Origin of the sequence: Paenibacillus agaridevorans (assembly GCF_018604145.1) — a bacterium.
In the GTDB taxonomy this organism is placed as follows: Bacteria; Bacillota; Bacilli; order Paenibacillales; family Paenibacillaceae; genus Pristimantibacillus; species Pristimantibacillus agaridevorans.
On the sequence record NZ_CP075889.1, the window covers coordinates 2,088,833 to 2,105,915 of the forward strand.

The following is a 17,083-nucleotide window of genomic DNA, read 5'->3' on the forward strand; positions in this document are numbered from 1 at the left end:
ATTCTTGGGCTGCAGAGGCTTTATATTGTCTACATATTGTCTACAGTTCGATGGAGGAATCTTGTCCTCGGACTTTGCTGCGCCTCTGGACACGGTACACGAGGTAAGCAGCCGCGACAATGGCAAGCGCAACAATGATCCAAATGCCATACCGGTAGATGACATCCGAAATATGCTGAACCTGGTCGCCGACGAAACCTCCGATGAGGAAGTAGATCATCGTCCAAACGAACGCAGAGGGATAAGCAAATAACGCGAAGCGGCCGTACTTCATTTTGTTCATGCCCATTACATAAGGAGTCACGTGTCGCAGGAACGGCAAGCATAAGCTGATGCTGATCGCATATCCGCCGAATCGATGGCTCAGCTCCTCGGAACGGTCGATAAAGGCTCCGATATTTTTGCGCTTGCGGAACCAGTCGGCGAGTCTGGCGCCTGCGAATCGTCCGATGCTGTAACCGAAGCTCATGGCCGAACATATGCCCAGGCAAGTCATGATAAAGGCGGGAACGGGAGATAATACGCCTGAGAAGGCAAGTGCGCCTCCCGTCATGACAACCGCTTCGTTCGGGATCGGCAAGCCGATCAGACCCAGACATAACACCAGGAACAGCGCGACATAACCGAGTTGTTCAATTATAGTTAATAATAAATCATAGCCCATATGGCATTTGCTCGCTTTCTGAACATCACTCGTTTGATATTCGTACAGTCTATAATTATAAGTTATCACAATTTCGAAGGCCTGAGAACCTTACTTACGTCTCCTGAGCGTCGGCGTTTCATTCTTAACTATTTCGTAACTATTTTCGACGGCTGTTGCGTTAACATAGAAAATAGCGAATGGGGAATACCGGGGGAGAGAACGTCGAGATGTATGCATTCCAGCAAAAGGTGGCAGAGCTTAGAGAGATTGAGCCTGTTGTATATACAATATGTTTGTCCCTGACGGATAACGAGCAGGCTGCTTGCGCCGTCGCCAAGAGGGCGTTAACGGCTTTATTTCAGGATAACGAATTTTGGAAACTGGATGTGCGGAATCGAAGGCCCTATATTCTTAAGCAATGTTTGCGCAGTCAAATGGGGCAAGAAACAACGAATTTTCAGAAAAAGCAAGCTGCTGCGGGTATTTAAACGAATAAAATGACAACATTTACATACAGGAGCGCTATCATGTCTTACTTACTCGAAAAGGGGCAATGGAGAGATTGGCAAATCACTTCGGTAATCGTCCATAAAGGAGATCGAAAGGAGACAGAGTGGCACGAGGGGGGCGAGGACGCTATCGGACCTCTATATTCGTGCACTAAGAGCGTATTATCGGCTCTAATCGGTATCGCCATCGACAGAGGTGACTTGCCGGGAGTAGATGAACCCATTGACAGGTGGTTCCAGCGATATGCAGCCGGCGGAGGAGACGACTCTTGGGGGCAAATCACGATAAAGCAATTGCTTACCATGACCCCTGGATTCGAATGGCCGGATTTCGACAAGCCTTATTGGGAGCTGCGCAAATCCAGGGACCCCGTCGCTTATGCGTTAAATCAGCCCCTTGTACATTTACCGGGGCATGCTTTTACATACAACTCAGGCGGATCGCATCTTTTATCTGCGATTCTGACGGAAGCGACTGGGAAGTCTGCCCTCCTATATGCGAGGGAGCATCTGTTCGAGCCGCTTGGATTCCGGGCGGCAAAGTGGTCGGAGCGGGGAGGCATTAGCGAAGGCGGGACGGGACTTGCGCTGACAGGAAACGATCTGGTGAAGTTCGGGGTCCTTTATTTGAAGGAGGGCCTATGGGATGGCAAGCGGATTTTGTCCACATCGTGGATATCGGATTCAACGACCATGCATCATCGTGCCTTATTGCATTACGAGCCCCCGATCTACGGCGGCTTCGGGTATCATTGGTGGTGCACGCCATCCAACCATAACGGCGTAGCCGATGGTTACTTCGCTTTCGGCCATGGCGGCCAATATTTAATGATCGTGCCGGAATTGGATACGGTCATTATGGTGCGCAAACGGATTACGAAGCGTAATGAAGCCATCTGGTCGCGCAAGCTGATATTTGACATTATTCTTCCGGGGCTGCTCCGGACCTAGTTAGTCCTAACAAATTCTAACGTTGTCATCAATCGGCTTTCGTTCCTGTCGTCAGTTGCCAAACCGATTCGTCGAATGATGTCCGACATGTTCGAATTACGATGACAATTGTACGATATTAGTCAGAATTACCCAAAACTAGCGATTGGCAAAGAATAGGGCTTTAACGCTGGCTACAAAAGTTGTATAATCATGGAAGCTGCCAAGCGACACAAAACCCAACCTAAGAGAGAATAGCTGATCTTGGGCTGGGTTGTTTTCTTTAGAAATGGAGATTAATAGCGATGAACGTACATTCTATCAACCATTTATGTTTTTCTGTCACGGATCTTGAACGATCTATCTCCTTCTATCAACATGTGTTCGACGCGAAGCTGAAAGTAAAAGGAAGGAAGCTAGCTTATTTCGAGTTTAACGGATTATGGATCGCGCTAAATCAAGAAGATATCGAACTGCATCACAATGTTCGCACGTATACGCATATTGCGTTTACGATTGCGGAAGAGGAATACGACAACGAAGTCAGGCGGCTTGAAGCGCTGGAAGTTGAGTTGTTCGCAGGGCGGCCAAGGGATGATCGGGACAAAAAGTCGATCTACTTCCTCGATCCGGACGGTCATATGTTCGAATTGCATACCGGTACATTAAACGATCGGCTTGCCTACTACAAAGCAGATATGAGTCATATGGAGTTTTATGATGAATCCTGACGAACGCGTACTGGCACTGGTACAGTCCGAGATGGACTATATGTCGGACCGGATGACGGCTATGCTGGAGCAGCCGGGCAACCCTATGGGAGTCGAGATGCTGCGATTGGACAATGCCATCGCTTATTACAGCCGGAGTATGCCATGGTCGCTATTCAATCATGTAAAGGGGCGATTGTCCCCCGATGATGTTGAAAAAGTCATCTCGTTCTATGAGGAACGAGATCGTCAGCCGGAGCTTCAAATCGCGCCAAGTCTTTATGAACCCGATACATTAAAGCTTCTCGCCAAGCGGGGCTTCTATCAATCCGGCTTCCATGTATCCATGTATAAGGATTCGGTTAAGGAGTCGGATGCGCGCTTACACGATGACAAGATCGAAGTCCGAGAGCTGTCGGATGACGAATGGTCAACCTATGGAGACATTCATTGTCTGGGTACAGGACTTTCCATCACCGGAAGGGAACACGTCGCGGATAATAACCGATTGCTACATGACAGACCAGGCTGGCATTATCGGCTAGGCCTTGTAGATGGACGGGCTGCTTCTGTAGGCGTTATGTTCGTGATGAACGGAATGGCTTCATTTACCTTCGCGGCTACATTGCCGGAGGAGCGGGCTAAAGGTCTTCATACCGCTATTCTTAGGGATCGTCTGCTTCTTGCTCGCCAGCTTGGATGCAGACTTGTTGTTGCACAATGCGCATATGGATCTGCAAGCCATCGCAATATGGAACGGGTTGGCATGAGGATTGGCATGACTCGATCCACTTGGTCCAAACTATAGTTGACATAACTATTATTATGACACCTTACGGAGGCTTACATTTTATGCAAAATCCTATATTTAATCGGATAAGCGGCATTTTTGTACCCGTGAGCGATATTGAAGAGGGAAGAGCCTGGTATTGCGAATTGTTGGGGATGGAGCCAAGTATGGATATTATCTCGGGCCATTTGTGCTGCATCTCCATGCAAGGCGGACAAAATATCGTATTGGATAGCAAAGTGTATACGCCTGAGAACGTGTTCAAGACGCCGATGTTTCATTTTGACACGGACGATATTGATGAGGCTTTTTCCTATATGAAGGAAAAGGGAGTAACGCTGACAACCGACATTGAAAACGGCCATTGGTTCGGATTCCAGGATCCCGACGGAAACCATCTAATGATCTGCAAGATCGATTAATGTATTGCTTACCATAAAGGTGTGTGTCACAATAAGGGCAGCACGAGCAGAACAACAGAAAGAATCGAGGGTTATCCGTGAAATTCAGACCTTGTATCGATCTACATGACGGCAAAGTAAAGCAGATTGTAGGCGAGACGTTAACAGAGGGCGTCATCGTCGAAAACTTCGTCTCCACATACGATTCGGGCTATTACGCCGAGTTGTTCAAGCGAGACGCTCTGACAGGCGGACATGTTATCATGCTCGGTCCAGGCAACGAAGCTGCAGCCATTACGGCACTCAACCGGTATCGGAACGGCCTGCAGATCGGAGGCGGCATTAAAGCCGACAATGCCGCTCTTTATCTGGAGCAAGGAGCGACCCATGTTATTGTAACGTCCTATATTTTCCGGGATGGCAGATTGGATGAAGACAACTTGTCCCGAATCGTTAGCGAAGCCGGCAAGGACAAGCTCGTCATCGATCTAAGCTGCAAGCAGAAAGACGGCAAGTGGTACGTGGTTACGAATCAGTGGAAGCTCTTCAGCGACTTCGAGGTCAATGCGGACAATATCCGTTATCTGGAGCAGTATTGCGACGAATTCCTCGTACATGCTGTAGATGTGGAAGGAAAGCAGAGCGGGATTCAACAAAGCTTGGTAACCGATCTGGCAAAGTGGACCTCTATTCCGACTACGTATGCGGGCGGAGCCAGATCCATTGCCGATATGGAGCTATTCCGCGATTTATCCGGCGGCAAGCTGGATTTGACTATCGGCAGCGCGCTGGATATATTCGGCGGCTCCTTGTCGTATGAAGATGTGGTGCGGTTCGGACGTTGATGGTTCATAATCTCGTTAAGTCATAAGAATAGGATTGCCGCAATACATTAATAGAAGTTCTTAACACCAGGAAGCCGACGTTCCCGTAGAGGAACTCGGCTTTTTCGGACTTTCTGCATGACAAAGGGTATCGAGTGCATTATAATGTGAAACGATGGTAAAATCGGGATCGTAAGGGAAGGGATCTCTTTAAATAGGCTTAATCGTATTTATTCGTAAACAGGAGGGATTCCGAATGACCGCCGCGCTGCTAGGCAGCTTTATCTCCGCAATGGCTACCGTGTTAGGGGCGGTGCCGTTGTTATTCGTTCGATCATTGTCCGAGCGCTGGAAGGATATTCTGGTCGCCTTTACAGCCGGCATTATGGTATCGGCATCGATGTTCGGTCTGCTCCCGCAGGCACTTAAGGAATCGGGGCTGATCCAGCTCACGATTGGGCTTATACTGGGCGTCGTGGCGCTCGATTGGATCGAGAAATCCATTCCTCATATCGACGTTGAGCAAAAAAAATATGTCAGCTCCTTCGATTCGAAATCTCTGCTCGTTATGTTTGCGTTATTTATCCATAACATACCGGAAGGGTTAAGCACGGGGTTCAGCTACGCGAGCGCGAATGAAGGGCTGGGACCCATGGTAGCCATTGCGATCGGGGCTCAGAATATGCCTGAGGGGCTGGTTTTGGCCGTATTTTTGACAAGATCCAATGTAAGCAAGCTCAAGCTGATGCTTATCGTCACGTTGACTGGACTTATGGAGGTCGTATCGGCGATTGCGGGCTACTTTACGGCGAGCTATATCAACGCATTAATCGGGTACGGCCTGGCATTCGCTTCAGGAGCGATGCTGTTTATCGTGTATAAGGAACTGATCCCGGAATCGCATGGACATGGCTTTGAACGATCCGCTACTTATTCGTTTATATTGGGATTGCTGCTTATGATCTACATTAGTCATTTCTTCGGATAAGGATAACCTTTTGGTTGTCCTTCAATCACTTAAAAGTTTACATAATAAATTATATGTTAATATACCGATTTTCGTTAACGTAAAAATTATTATGTAAACAATTGCGACGAATGATTTTATTTAATGTGTGGCCGACTGCAGTCGTGTCGTGATGCTCTCCTCTCCAATTAATTGAATTAGAATGTCGCGAAACAGATTGTCCGAACCTTCAGTTTTCAAATCGCATGTGGAACCTCAATTGGAGCTTCTCTTTCGAAATATACTAACGGCTGCCATTGATCGTTAAAGTAACGGCAGTTTAACATGAAAGTAAAGGAGGCTTCCACAAAGAAACCAGCCAAACGTCTAATTAGATCAATACCTTGATATCATTATGTTCAGCCTTATTCCTGTTGAAATTATGTCAGCGTGTGAGAAACTGACTGCAGATACACTTTGCCTTATATCGGAACGACAAAACAGTCAAGAAGAGTATCGCTCTTATAAAGAGCGATTGAAGGGGTACTACGAAGAGGAAAGGGGGATGATGAACAAACTGTTAAGCGCGTGCGAAAAAGGCCATTACTTCGTTATGGGTATCCAGATCTTGTCGCGCTGTTGGATCCAACAGATTTTGAACCGTTAAGATTATCCGTTCTGCAGCTTATGGAAAAGTTAGAGAATCACCTAAGAACAGAAGGTGTATCTTTGAACCAGTTCGACTCTGTTGCTGATTTCGAATCATTTTACATAAACAGAGTTTGATTACATTTCGATCGATGACACGACGGCAGCGGCCATCGATTGGCTGTCGTTGCTCGTTGAAGTAACGGGCAGTTATGCTCAACTAACTCCATGCCTAGTTATAGCTTCAGGCTATAGTAGAATATAGGAATTGGAAGTTACCTGTTAGCCAATCGACAATGCTATTATTACTAATAGATTATTGTAGACTGACTGCTTTGGAGGCTAAAAAGTATATGTTAAAAGAAAAAATATTGAGTAAAGAGGCCGGTATTTTAACATATGGTATGACGCCGCCTAAGTTAACTAATACCCCACATAAAATAGCAGAGATTTCACAGAAGCAAATTGAAAGAATAAACGATCTCGATATAGATGCATTAATTCTATATGATGTTCAGGAAGAAGCAGAACGAGTTGAAGAACAAAGACCATTTCCGTATTTGCCAACTATTGACCCTGAAACGTATAGTGATAAATATTTTAACCAATTGCGTGTTCCCCAAATTATATATCGTTGCGTGGGAAAATATAGTGAAGAACAGTTTGTGAATTGGGTAAAAGCAGACGCAGAAAGAGAAAGATATTCCGTATACGTAGGTGCTTCTTCGAGTAGGCAGGCGGTTAACTTAGATCTTTCAGAGGCTTCTAAATTAAGTAAGAGATTAAATAGCAAATTAACTTTTGGGGGAGTTATTATACCTGAAAGACATATGAAAAAGAATGACGAGCATATACGAGTTAGCAACAAGATCAAAAACGGATGTACCTTTTTCGTTTCACAGGCAACATATAATGTAGAGGCATCGAAAAATTTCTTATCGGATTACTTTTATTACTGCACAAATAACGGAATGGAAATGGTGCCCATTTTGTTCAATCTTGCACCTTGTGGCTCTGAAAAAACTTTGGAATTCATGAAATGGTTGGGAATCAGTATCCCATCATGGTTAGAAAATGACTTGAAATACTCAAATGATATACTGGAAAAATCAATAAGATTGTCTCAATCAATTTTTGAAGATATATTAGATTTTGCACTGGAAAAAGGAATCCCTGTTGGTTGCAGTGTTGAAAGTGTCTCAACTAGAAAATTAGAAATAGAGGCCTCAGTACAACTGGTTAGAGACATAAAATGCATGTTAGATAAGAAACTGAGAAGACAGCAATAAATTCATACCGATAAATGGATCAAACATTGTGCGGAGAACAAGAATTGAACATTTCCATGAACGGTAAGACTGGAAGGTCTTAACGGTTAACCTCCGTAATTAGGTTCTAAGATGGTTCGTTATTGACTAAATAGCGAATCAAAAATTGTGGTACCTCAACGGGAAAACCTATTGCCTCTTTGTAGACAATAGGTTTTTTGTTGCTTTATTAACAAATATTTCAGATGGCAGGTGTCTAGTATGAGAGGAAGTCAATTTGTTTGGTTAGGTGATGGAGATAGGCATCTAGATGCCCCTTTGTAACAATGCTCCAGACATTAAAGTAAATAAATATAGTTAATGAGGTTAACTGAATGAAGTTGTGTATTCGCAGTGATTATATGTAATAATTACGATTTAAAAAGTGATTCGAGAATATGTGTGGTGTTCGAATTGAATAGTCACGTAATTATATTTATGTAAACAATTTTGAACCAATTTACGATTAATGTGGTTAATTGTTAGAAATTATGTTCGTTCACGTAGATATCGACGCAAACTGAGTAAATCACGGCCATTCCAAAATGATCTGAATAGCGAGCTGTGCGAAATAACTAATGGCGTTCCGGCTTTTTTGCTGATCCATAATCAGAATCAAATTCATAAAACGATTATAAAAAATGAACAGCCAGACAAAACATTTCAGATAAAAACGTAACAGCTAAAACTTGAAGTCATAAATGACCAGGAATCAAAGACAAGGATAAACACCAATCAATGCAATGATGCACAAAAGCAAGGACAAGGAATAAATGCTGAATACATATGAGATCAATAGACATTCATTTTCTCCTATATACATTTACACAAAACTCGTATTTTGTACATATGTATATAAATCGAGCGAATATCTTATCATGCCTTGATGTCTGTCGGTGTCGGAGGACAAAAACATATAGCGTTAGCCCGCTCCCCCATTTTTCCTTCCCCCTGTTGCTATCAGAAGCCATGCTCCATCTCCAGCATCTCTTGATTATGCTTCTACAGATTTTTGAAAAAAAGCAGCTGATCGTCAGTCGGCTTCCAGCAATTGCTATAACCACAGTTTTGTATGGAGGCAATGCTTGAGTTAGCACATCTAATTATCACATTCGATACAAAGTGCGCTTCTGAATTGTCCTCGATCTTTGTATTGATCACACCCTAGCCTTTAGCGATTTAGGATTTTGTCATGTAGTGGTGATTCATCCGACTATCCCTGCCTCAAATTGAGTTCGTGTACCTTGGTTCGTGCATTTGCCTTCAGCCTCCTTCTGATTCCGTCTCACGGCGATACCCTTGCTCTTGGCTAACGAGGCGTTCGCCTCTGTAGGTACAGCAGTGTTGTCAGAACAGACAGGTCTGCTGGCTACGGGATCCGGAAATAGAAAAGGAAGGCATCAGCTCGAGGCATGCCTTCCCTTGAAGCAGTCGTATGGATTCGCGCGGCGCCAGCTCGTTCAACGTCGCCCGACGCGTCCGGCGAACAAGGCGATCAGGCAGCCCGCGACCGCTGCGGCGATGCAGACCGCCACGCCCATGGCACCGTCGGCAAAGCCGGGGTACAGAACGACGGTGGAGCCTGCCACCATGCCGATCATCAGCGAATACATGATCAGCGTGTGGCGTGACAGCAGGAACCGGATAAGCTTGCTTGTTATGAGCACGCCAGTTAGGATGCCGCCGCTGATGGCGAGCAGGATAGGCAGGTCCATTTCGGATATGGCCGTAATCGCCGTGTAGTAAACGCCAAGAATAGTCAGGACGAGAGCCCCGCTAACGCCTGGCAGAATCAAGGCGGTGCTTGCCAGCCAGCCCGAAGCGAACAGAAACAAATAATCGCCGATCGACAAGTCGACCATGGTCGCGACCCCGGCTTGATCCAGAAAACGGGTTGCCGCAATCCCGGCAAAGGCCAATAGCAAAAGCGCCATATGGCTCCAACGGAAAGTGCCGCCCGATTCCTTCCGCGAATTTCTCCACAAGGAAGGCAGCATGCCGATAACAAGACCCATAAAAAGGAAATGCGTCGGCTGCATGAAATGCTCCAGCAGGTAGCTGATCAGCAGCACCGATACCAAAAAACCGCCGATCATACCGATTCCGATCGGAATCAGGTAGGCTACGCCTTCCTTCCAGCGCCTGGAGGTCAAATTCCCGATTGACTCTATCAAATTTTCGTAAATTCCCATAAGCATGGCAATGGTGCTGCTGCTCACGCCCGGAACCGTTTCTACCGATCCCATAGCCATACCTTTAACGATCGATTTCCAATTCAACATATAATCCTCCATGATTACGAAATCTGACTGAAGCTTGAAACCTCCTGACCATTGTACTTGATCCCGTGTCGAAATTCCAATTTTGTTAGGGTATCAAATGCTGCGCTTGTCCTTTTTGAACAAACAGCTCTCTTTGATCGATAAATGCCTTTCATTACAGACTCACTTCTTCTTCGCCTTCGCCTTTTCTTTCGCCTTCGGAACTACGGGCTCTGACTTCGGCCGCTTGGCGATTTCCCGTGTTAAATAAGCTTCCAGTTGTCGCACCATACGCGTCATCTCGGCTGCTGCGTCAAAGCCGGAATCCATCAAGTATCGGTAATACGCCGTCTCGTTCTCGTCGGATTGCGCTTGCCGCTTCTTCTGCTCCTCCAGTTTCTCCCCGACCAGCTTCGACGCGTCGCCGCCGACATTGCCGTCGAATTGTAGCCGAACCGTATTCTGCTCGGCGTCAACATTAAGCCAGTACCACCAGCGCACGCTGCTACCGCGATCCTTGCCGCCGTCTTCTCGTTGCTTCATCCGCATGACGAACTCGACCTGATTGACGCGCGGTGACTTGACTGGATCCTTCTGGGTCAGCGAAGCATGCAGTTCCAGAGGCTCAGGAACATCTCGGCAATTCATGACATGAGCACTGCCGTTCGCATCATGCGCCCAGCCCTGTTCAATGAAAAAGTTGGTCAGATCTTCAAGCAGAAAACCGCGCGTATCCTTGGTCAGATTTCGGTACGTCCATTGCGGCACATTGAATAGCTGCTGACTTCCGCCAACAACCGGCCCACTACCGGATTCCCCGTCGACGCTCGGTTCATGCAGCGCATCGTCTACGTCCATATACATGTCCGCGCGCGGCATCGCCCTTGGCAGCACGACGTGAATCGGCGTCGCCTGATTGCACGCCCGAACTGCATTAAGCGCACGTTCCTCGGCATTACCAAGCCACATTCGCTCATCGGTCCGAACGCTCTCGATATATACCTGCTTCAGAAGCGGCTCGGTTGCAACAAGGGACACAAGATCTTGACCCTCGTCTAGAACAGCCTCCAAATGGTCGCTTACGAACTCCTGCAATACGCTGCTTAGCAAAACGCCGGCGCCTTCGAAATGCCAGTCCGAAGCGTCCAGTTCCTGATCGTTCAAGTACCGCGCCGTATTGATATAGTCCGCCAGAGCGAAGTAGATGTCGGCCGTGTAGTCGCCCGCCTGCTCAAGTTCGCCCGCAATGTCGACTCGTAGCTGGCGAGTCGCATCGCCTTCGGCCTCTTCCAGCGCACGAATACGCTCTCCCATCATTTCACGTACATTGTCTTCCTCAAGCGGAAGATTGGCAGCATCTCCAATATACGTCGCCCATTCACCCGACAGCAGCTCTCCCCAGGCTACGGCGTGTGCGAAGCAGTTTCCGTCGCCAGGCACGTTCAGATCGAGAATACCGCCTCCCGGAGTCTGCAACAGTAGATGGTAGTGATTATAGTTGTGCAGCAAGTTCAAACTGCCCGCTCGTAACGGCGAAGCCCTTCTAGTTCCCTGCCCTCCCCGCGCTTCTTCGCCTTTTTTCTTCTTCGGCGAGGAAGCTTTCGGCAACGTTTCGGACTCTTCCTTGGTGGATTCGATTATAGGTTCGTCAGAGAGCGCGGCAGATGCGGCAATCGAAGACATCAGCTTGTCCAGCTCCGATGCTTTCACCTTCTGCAGCGGGTCGCTTTTTAGCCCGTCAATCTGCTCGCCGAATGTCTTTTCGCCAACCTCATGCTTCAACTGTTGTAGCTTCTTTATATCCTCCTCCGCCATCACCCCAGTCCCGCCATTACGCAGCTTTTTAATGCAGCGATTAGCGATCAGCCGGATTTCGCTGAACAGTCTGCCCCCGATCCGCACCTCTCGCAGGGCGTCGACCGCTTGCTCCACATCGTGCAGATGCGTTTCTAGAAACTGCTCCGCTTCTGCCAGCAGTTTCGTCTTCTTCTCCTTCTCCTTCTCTTGCACTTCTTTGTAGGCGGACGGATCGACCATGCCGTTGCGGAACATACGAGAAATGAGCGTATAGACCTGCCTGAACTCCTTTGCTGTATAAGCTTTCTTAAGCAAATGACGCAATTGCTCGCCAAACATGCCGAAGGCAATCGAGTTCGCATCGGTAATGCCTTCACGCTGCTGCACGAAATAAGCGCGTAGATTGTCTCGCAATTCGCTTGCCCATGTCTTGGCAATTTGCAGCAATCGATCGCGCGCCTCGGCAACGAGCGGATTGCTCTCCCCCTTCAGCGCGTCGGCGACAATGCTAAACGGATCGTTGAATACATGATCGCCGGCTCCTTTGTCGGATACTGCCGGGTCTTTCTTGCCCTTCGCCGAGCCGCTGGTGCTCGGCTTAGGCCTGTAAGGATTCTGGTAAGCCTCTCTCCCCAAATCCATACTCATTTTTTGTGAATCATCTTTTGGCATCTGCTTTGCTTCAGCCGAAGATGAGGCTCCTTTGCCCGATCGCTTCGGATCATGCTCGCGCAGCCTGACCCACAGCCGTGTCGATTCGTTGCAATCCTTTAACCGCGTATCGGCATGCTCGCTGCTGCCCAGCCTATCCAGCAACACGCCCATTCGCTCGCAATCAGCCTTACTTGACGTGCCGGCTGTTCGAGCTAGCGCTTCGCGAATGTCGGCGAGCGGCCCCATCAATCTGATAAAGTCCGAAAGCGGGTCCTTTGGCGGGTTGGCAGCCGTTTTCTTCTTCGGCTTTTGCTTGACCGGCTTCGTCTCTGCCTCGTCTGGCACCCGTTCCTGTTCTACCTGCTCTTGCCTCTGCTCTTGCACCTGATCCTGATCCTGCTCTGGCCGGTGTGGCGGCTCAAGAAAATAACGGTCATCGTCGAATCGAATGCGCAGTGCGCCTTCTTCATCGCCCCGCTCCACACGATAAGTTCCGTCTTCATACACATAGGTGATGACGCCGATCCGCATTCCGTTAGCGTCATAGACTGCACGCTTCTCCTTCGCATACGAAACTGACGTGCCTAAAGACGGTCCGATCTTGCGCTGTACGACCCGCGTTGCCCCACGGTTTATCGTTGGATCGACCATGCGTTGCACGGGTGAAGATGAGTCCGCCGCTCGACTCTGGTCACTGGAGTCAGGAGAAATTGAACCTTCTTGTTTGGGAACTGATGCTTCTGAATGTAATGCCAGCCTGCCCATAACATCAGCCTCAGCCTCTAATTGAGCATCGTCATTCACATCTATTTTTTTTAATTGGACCGTCGGCTTCACCCGCCCCTCCGCCTGCTGCACAACATGCCATGCCTCATGAGGTAAATGCTTTTCTTGGCCAGGTCCCAAATGAATCTCGGATCCCTGGGCATATGCTAACGCTCCGATATGAGCCGGCTTGTCTGAGTTGTAGTGGACCTTAACATTGTCCATTGAAACGCCGGAGAGGTTCTCAATTCCTGTTTTAAGATTTTTGGGCATTCCCGAACCATTCCCGGCATTAAGGTCATTGATAGAGTTTAGATTTGAGTCATCTGTGCTTTTGGCTTGAATGACGCTCGTTGTATTTTGCATCACACCGGAATTCTTAAACAATTGAAGAATTACTTGATTCCCAGAAGAGCGCTGGAGTTGAGCAACCATTCCACTTGAAAAACTAGCAGGAGTGTTAATTAGTTGGCTAATTGAGTGCTCGGGAGGAGCGCTAGCATTAAGCTGATTTCCCGCCTTGTTTGTATCCTGTAGACTATCGCTTGTGTTTTTGATATTACTATCCTTCAAAATACGACACCGCCTTAGTCTTGATTACATATAAGTTCGTTAATCTTTCACAGATTTCCTTTAGTTGGTATCAAATTATAAACCCACTTCCGCAAAAACATCGATCTTTCTTAGCCATAAATTCCCTCCATTACTCCTTTACGAAAAGTCAAAAAAGGCGGTTCAGGTTCTCCCTTCGCCGCCTTTTCAAAAACACGTTGCAGACCATATGAGCGTGTCCGGCTTTAACAACCTCCAAATACGGGATATTTTTCGGGATTTACGTCCGCCGTGTATTGCGGGCTTTGCAGCAGAACATAGGCATCGGCTGGCATATCCCTGAGCGCCTCAACGCTCAATTCTTCGAATGGTTTTCCTGAGGCTTCATAAGACAGTTCGAAGCCCAATCCCTGTAAAATCGCTCCGGTGGCTATGTTCGCCGAACGGGGCTATGAAGGCGTATCACTGGCAGAAGTCGCCGGTGAAGTGGGCGTTCGGACGCCGTCCATCTATGCACATTTTGCCTCAAAAGAGCAGCTGTTCCTCGACCTGTTCGAGGACAGCTTGCAGGCGGACATGTCAGACCTGGCCGACGTGCTGAAGCGAACGTTCGGTGCTCCGCCTTTAGAGCGGATGGAGGCTGCGTTTCGTCATTATACCGACCATGCTCCGGTGACCGCCGCCTCCGATTTTCTGCGACGGTCGGTGCTGTTTCCGCCCAAGCATCTGAAGGAGCCGCTTTGTAAATCGTTCATGGGCTATGATGAGAGGTTGAAGGAATGCGTGTCGGTCGTACTGGAGGCGGGAGTAGCGGCAGGAGACTTCGCACGCCAGGATCCCGCTGCAATTCTGGCGTTATTCTGCTCGCTGACGAACGGCTTGACAATGGAGCAAGGGATCTATGACGGGGAAACCTTCCTGGAGCGACAGCGCATCCTGTGGGACAGATTTCGTACCGCAATTGTGAAAAGATGACAAGGTAAAGGCTTTGGATCTACGTTTTCATAGGCGGGATGATCATTGTCGGCGTGGCCGGCTTGCGGAACAATTCGATTGAAAAGGGGTAGATTAAACCTGTGCTGAGAAATTATAGGGAGTTAAACAGTCCAACCGCCTTTGGCGGTAACAACGGTACCGTTCATAAAACTGGCATCTTCTGATGAAAGAGACAACTACTTTGGCGACAAGACCTGGCGTTAGTGCCTCAATTCCGATTGGACCTGTTGTTCTTCAGTTGTTCCAAACGCGCTTTCCGATTCGATAAGCCTGCGTCGCATCGTTTAATTATGGTTTCATGGCTTTGATTACAGCTGAAGCAATATATTGTTCGACATTTGAGCCTGGAACCCAATCTTTGATAAACGATTTTGATTCTTCTTTTGGCTCCACATGTACTTCCGTAAAGCCGCTTTTAGTTAGCATAACTTTAATCTCTTCCACTGAAGATGCGCCGGATATACAGCCGGAATACATGCTATCCAGATCCTCTTTAATTTCCGCCGGTAAATCTGAGGTTGTGACGACATCTGCGATCGCAAGACGTCCTCCGGAGCGCATCACTCGATAGGCTTCATCAAAAACTACTTGTTTTGCTGGAGATAGATTAATGACACAGTTCGAAATAATTACATCGACTGTCCCGTCTGCAATAGGCAGATGCTCAATCTCCCCGAGTCGGAATTCAGTATTTAAATATCCGCCCTTCGTTGCATTGTGACGGGCGCGGCTAATCATTTCCGGAGTCATATCTACCCCAATTACGCGGCCCGTCTCTCCTACTTGCCGCGACGCAAGAAAACAATCAAAGCCACCGCCACTACCTAGATCCAGAACGACCTCCCCTGGTATTAGTTCCGCAATAGCCTGAGGATTGCCACAACCCAGACCGAGGTTTGCCCCTTCCGGTGCTGCAGTTAAATCCTCTCCAGTATAACCAAGCTGCAAAGATACATTCTTAGAAGTTTCAGGCGAACCCAAGCTGCTCGAACTTGATGCGGCAGAAGAACAACAAGAACCTACTTCAACAGGCTGTAAGGCAATCTCTTTATACCGGCTACGAACGTTTTGACGAATTTGATCATTGCTTAATTGACTCATGACTCCACTCTCCTTAAATAATTTGTTAGCAGCAACCAGCAGCGCAGCAAGACGCTGTTGTGGCGTTAAATCTGCGAAGTAGCTCTTGGCTCATTGTTTGGTTATCAGTCGGTACTGACCACTTCCATGCCTCTCTTGCCTTTAATTCAATTGTTTGTTGGCGATCTCTAATGAGCATTTCTATTGCGTACCAATTGTCATGCATATCGAACTCTCCTTAATTTATGTATTTTTATTTGCAAATTGCAAGTAATGAACAAAAGGAAATCACCCGATAGGGGTGGAACAACATAAACTGGATTTTGCCATGGCGTCGTTCAAAAGTTTGATCGATCGTAAGACTGTCTCTTTCTCAAAGTCGTTCATCTGCGAGAACACTTCCGTTAGGTATTCCTTCATCTGCTCATCAATTGTCGTGGCCACGTACTTGCCTTCTGTCGTGAGCGAAAGAATTTGTACTCTTCGATCATCCGGATCAGATACTTTCTTAACTAAACTCATTCTAATGAGCGCCTGAATTTGACGGCTAAACGTTGTAATATCCGTACCCAACGCTTCGGATACTTGCTGAATGGACGGTTTATGTTGTCTGTCAATTTCATAAAGAATATGACTTTGGACTAGCGTAATATCGCAGCCTCCGGCTGTGCAGCAATTTTTATTCAGAAACCCAAAGCGGCGTGTCATAATTTGAAATAGACCGCGTATATCCTCCATGCAGCTTCACCTCATGTATTCAGTTATACAATATAAATTTGTAAAATGCAAGTAATGTTAAAAAGAAACCACTAATGAAGTGGTTTCTCTGGTATTCGCTTATTTTCCCACTTCAACAAACTGTTGGATACGTTCTTTTATGGAATCACGCACTGTTCGAAATTGTTCCATGATTTCCTCTTCTGTACCGGTTGCCTTGGCAGGGTCGTCAAATCCCCAGTGCCACTTGATTACATTTTGGTTCGATATAACAGGACAATGTTCATCGGCATGTCCACAAAGCGTAATGATGTAGTCCGCCTGGTTCAAAATAGCTGGATCGATCACATCGGAGCTGTTTTGGCTTATATCTATGCCGACCTCTTTCATTACAAGCACTGCCCGTGGATTAAGTCCATGTGCCTCTAACCCGGCACTTCTTACATCGAATTGATCTCCTCCTATAGCTTTTAAAAAGCCATCTGCAATCTGGCTTCTGCAGGAATTGCCTGTACATAAGAAATAGACAAGTGGTTTGTTATTTTCCATG

Annotated in this window: 15 protein-coding genes and 1 pseudogene; 9 read left to right on the forward strand and 7 right to left on the reverse strand. The window is 47.3% G+C overall.

Features of this window, described 5'->3' with window-relative positions:
• Positions 1–40 precede the first annotated feature (40 nt).
• Complete coding sequence (locus tag KJW29_RS08440; protein WP_214629424.1) at positions 41–664, reverse strand: DedA family protein; 624 nt, start codon at positions 662–664, stop codon at positions 41–43.
• Between the two features lie 209 nt (positions 665–873).
• Here KJW29_RS08440 and KJW29_RS08445 point away from each other — a divergent pair, with 209 nt between their 5' ends.
• The 8 genes from KJW29_RS08445 to KJW29_RS08480 all read left to right on the forward strand — a co-directional run bounded on the left by KJW29_RS08445 (position 874) and on the right by KJW29_RS08480 (position 7,693).
• Positions 874–1,134 (forward strand): hypothetical protein, encoded by a 261-nt coding sequence (locus KJW29_RS08445; protein WP_214629425.1) that lies wholly within the window; start codon positions 874–876, stop codon positions 1,132–1,134.
• Positions 1,135–1,173: 39 nt separating this feature from the next.
• Positions 1,174–2,106 (forward strand): serine hydrolase domain-containing protein, encoded by a 933-nt coding sequence (locus KJW29_RS08450; RefSeq protein WP_214629426.1) that lies wholly within the window; start codon positions 1,174–1,176, stop codon positions 2,104–2,106.
• A 284-nt stretch (positions 2,107–2,390) separates the two neighbouring features.
• Positions 2,391–2,816 (forward strand): metallothiol transferase FosB, encoded by a 426-nt coding sequence (fosB, locus tag KJW29_RS08455; protein ID WP_214629427.1) that lies wholly within the window; start codon positions 2,391–2,393, stop codon positions 2,814–2,816.
• Positions 2,803–3,603 carry a GNAT family N-acetyltransferase gene (locus tag KJW29_RS08460; protein ID WP_214629428.1) on the forward strand — a complete coding sequence of 267 codons (801 nt, stop codon included), beginning with the start codon at positions 2,803–2,805 and terminating at the stop codon, positions 3,601–3,603. Before fosB ends, KJW29_RS08460 begins: the two co-directional genes overlap by 14 nt.
• Before the next feature lie 44 nt (positions 3,604–3,647).
• Positions 3,648–4,007 (forward strand): VOC family protein, encoded by a 360-nt coding sequence (locus KJW29_RS08465; protein ID WP_214629429.1) that lies wholly within the window; start codon positions 3,648–3,650, stop codon positions 4,005–4,007.
• Positions 4,008–4,084: 77 nt separating this feature from the next.
• On the forward strand, positions 4,085–4,831 hold the full coding sequence (gene hisA, locus KJW29_RS08470) for a phosphoribosylformimino-5-aminoimidazole carboxamide ribotide isomerase (protein ID WP_214629430.1): 747 nt from the start codon (positions 4,085–4,087) through the stop codon (positions 4,829–4,831).
• 235 nt (positions 4,832–5,066) lie between these two features.
• Positions 5,067–5,798 (forward strand): ZIP family metal transporter, encoded by a 732-nt coding sequence (locus KJW29_RS08475; RefSeq protein ID WP_087568550.1) that lies wholly within the window; start codon positions 5,067–5,069, stop codon positions 5,796–5,798.
• Between the two features lie 959 nt (positions 5,799–6,757).
• Positions 6,758–7,693: a methylenetetrahydrofolate reductase gene (locus tag KJW29_RS08480; RefSeq protein ID WP_214629431.1), complete on the forward strand. Its 936-nt coding sequence runs from the start codon at positions 6,758–6,760 to the stop codon at positions 7,691–7,693.
• A 1,478-nt stretch (positions 7,694–9,171) separates the two neighbouring features.
• On the opposite strand, the gene KJW29_RS08485 is transcribed toward KJW29_RS08480, so the two are convergent.
• The 3 genes and pseudogenes from KJW29_RS08485 to KJW29_RS36720 all read right to left on the reverse strand — a co-directional run.
• Positions 9,172–9,993 (reverse strand): DUF368 domain-containing protein, encoded by an 822-nt coding sequence (locus tag KJW29_RS08485; protein ID WP_214629432.1) that lies wholly within the window; start codon positions 9,991–9,993, stop codon positions 9,172–9,174.
• A gap of 162 nt (positions 9,994–10,155) precedes the next feature.
• On the reverse strand, positions 10,156–13,083 hold the full coding sequence (locus KJW29_RS08490) for a hypothetical protein (protein ID WP_246608647.1): 2,928 nt from the start codon (positions 13,081–13,083) through the stop codon (positions 10,156–10,158).
• Positions 13,084–13,275: 192 nt separating this feature from the next.
• Positions 13,276–13,623: pseudogene (locus tag KJW29_RS36720) on the reverse strand (eCIS core domain-containing protein); the annotation flags it as partial.
• 549 nt (positions 13,624–14,172) lie between these two features.
• Between KJW29_RS36720 and KJW29_RS08495 the strand changes: the two are divergent.
• Positions 14,173–14,715 (forward strand): TetR/AcrR family transcriptional regulator, encoded by a 543-nt coding sequence (locus KJW29_RS08495; RefSeq protein WP_214629434.1) that lies wholly within the window; start codon positions 14,173–14,175, stop codon positions 14,713–14,715.
• Between the two features lie 309 nt (positions 14,716–15,024).
• Here KJW29_RS08495 and KJW29_RS08500 read toward each other — a convergent pair whose 3' ends face one another.
• The 3 genes from KJW29_RS08500 to arsC form a co-directional block, all read right to left on the reverse strand.
• Positions 15,025–15,837 (reverse strand): arsenite methyltransferase, encoded by an 813-nt coding sequence (locus tag KJW29_RS08500; RefSeq protein WP_214629435.1) that lies wholly within the window; start codon positions 15,835–15,837, stop codon positions 15,025–15,027.
• A gap of 267 nt (positions 15,838–16,104) precedes the next feature.
• Positions 16,105–16,554, reverse strand: coding sequence for a MarR family winged helix-turn-helix transcriptional regulator (locus KJW29_RS08505; protein ID WP_214629436.1), 450 nt, complete (start codon positions 16,552–16,554; stop codon positions 16,105–16,107).
• Positions 16,555–16,653: 99 nt separating this feature from the next.
• Positions 16,654–17,082 (reverse strand): arsenate reductase (thioredoxin), encoded by a 429-nt coding sequence (gene arsC / locus KJW29_RS08510; RefSeq protein WP_214629437.1) that lies wholly within the window; start codon positions 17,080–17,082, stop codon positions 16,654–16,656.
• Between the last annotated feature and the right edge of the window lies 1 nt (position 17,083).

Coding starts and splice junctions, on each gene's coding strand:
- KJW29_RS08440 (WP_214629424.1), bottom strand. CDS start 664: ATGGGCTATGATTTATTATTAACTATAATTGAACAACTCGGTTATGTC.
- KJW29_RS08445 (WP_214629425.1), top strand. CDS start 874: ATGTATGCATTCCAGCAAAAGGTGGCAGAGCTTAGAGAGATTGAGCCT.
- KJW29_RS08450 (WP_214629426.1), top strand. CDS start 1,174: ATGTCTTACTTACTCGAAAAGGGGCAATGGAGAGATTGGCAAATCACT.
- fosB (WP_214629427.1), top strand. CDS start 2,391: ATGAACGTACATTCTATCAACCATTTATGTTTTTCTGTCACGGATCTT.
- KJW29_RS08460 (WP_214629428.1), top strand. CDS start 2,803: ATGATGAATCCTGACGAACGCGTACTGGCACTGGTACAGTCCGAGATG.
- KJW29_RS08465 (WP_214629429.1), top strand. CDS start 3,648: ATGCAAAATCCTATATTTAATCGGATAAGCGGCATTTTTGTACCCGTG.
- KJW29_RS08475 (WP_087568550.1), top strand. CDS start 5,067: ATGACCGCCGCGCTGCTAGGCAGCTTTATCTCCGCAATGGCTACCGTG.
- KJW29_RS08480 (WP_214629431.1), top strand. CDS start 6,758: ATGTTAAAAGAAAAAATATTGAGTAAAGAGGCCGGTATTTTAACATAT.
- KJW29_RS08485 (WP_214629432.1), bottom strand. CDS start 9,993: ATGTTGAATTGGAAATCGATCGTTAAAGGTATGGCTATGGGATCGGTA.
- KJW29_RS08495 (WP_214629434.1), top strand. CDS start 14,173: ATGTTCGCCGAACGGGGCTATGAAGGCGTATCACTGGCAGAAGTCGCC.
- KJW29_RS08500 (WP_214629435.1), bottom strand. CDS start 15,837: ATGAGTCAATTAAGCAATGATCAAATTCGTCAAAACGTTCGTAGCCGG.
- KJW29_RS08505 (WP_214629436.1), bottom strand. CDS start 16,554: ATGGAGGATATACGCGGTCTATTTCAAATTATGACACGCCGCTTTGGG.
- arsC (WP_214629437.1), bottom strand. CDS start 17,082: ATGGAAAATAACAAACCACTTGTCTATTTCTTATGTACAGGCAATTCC.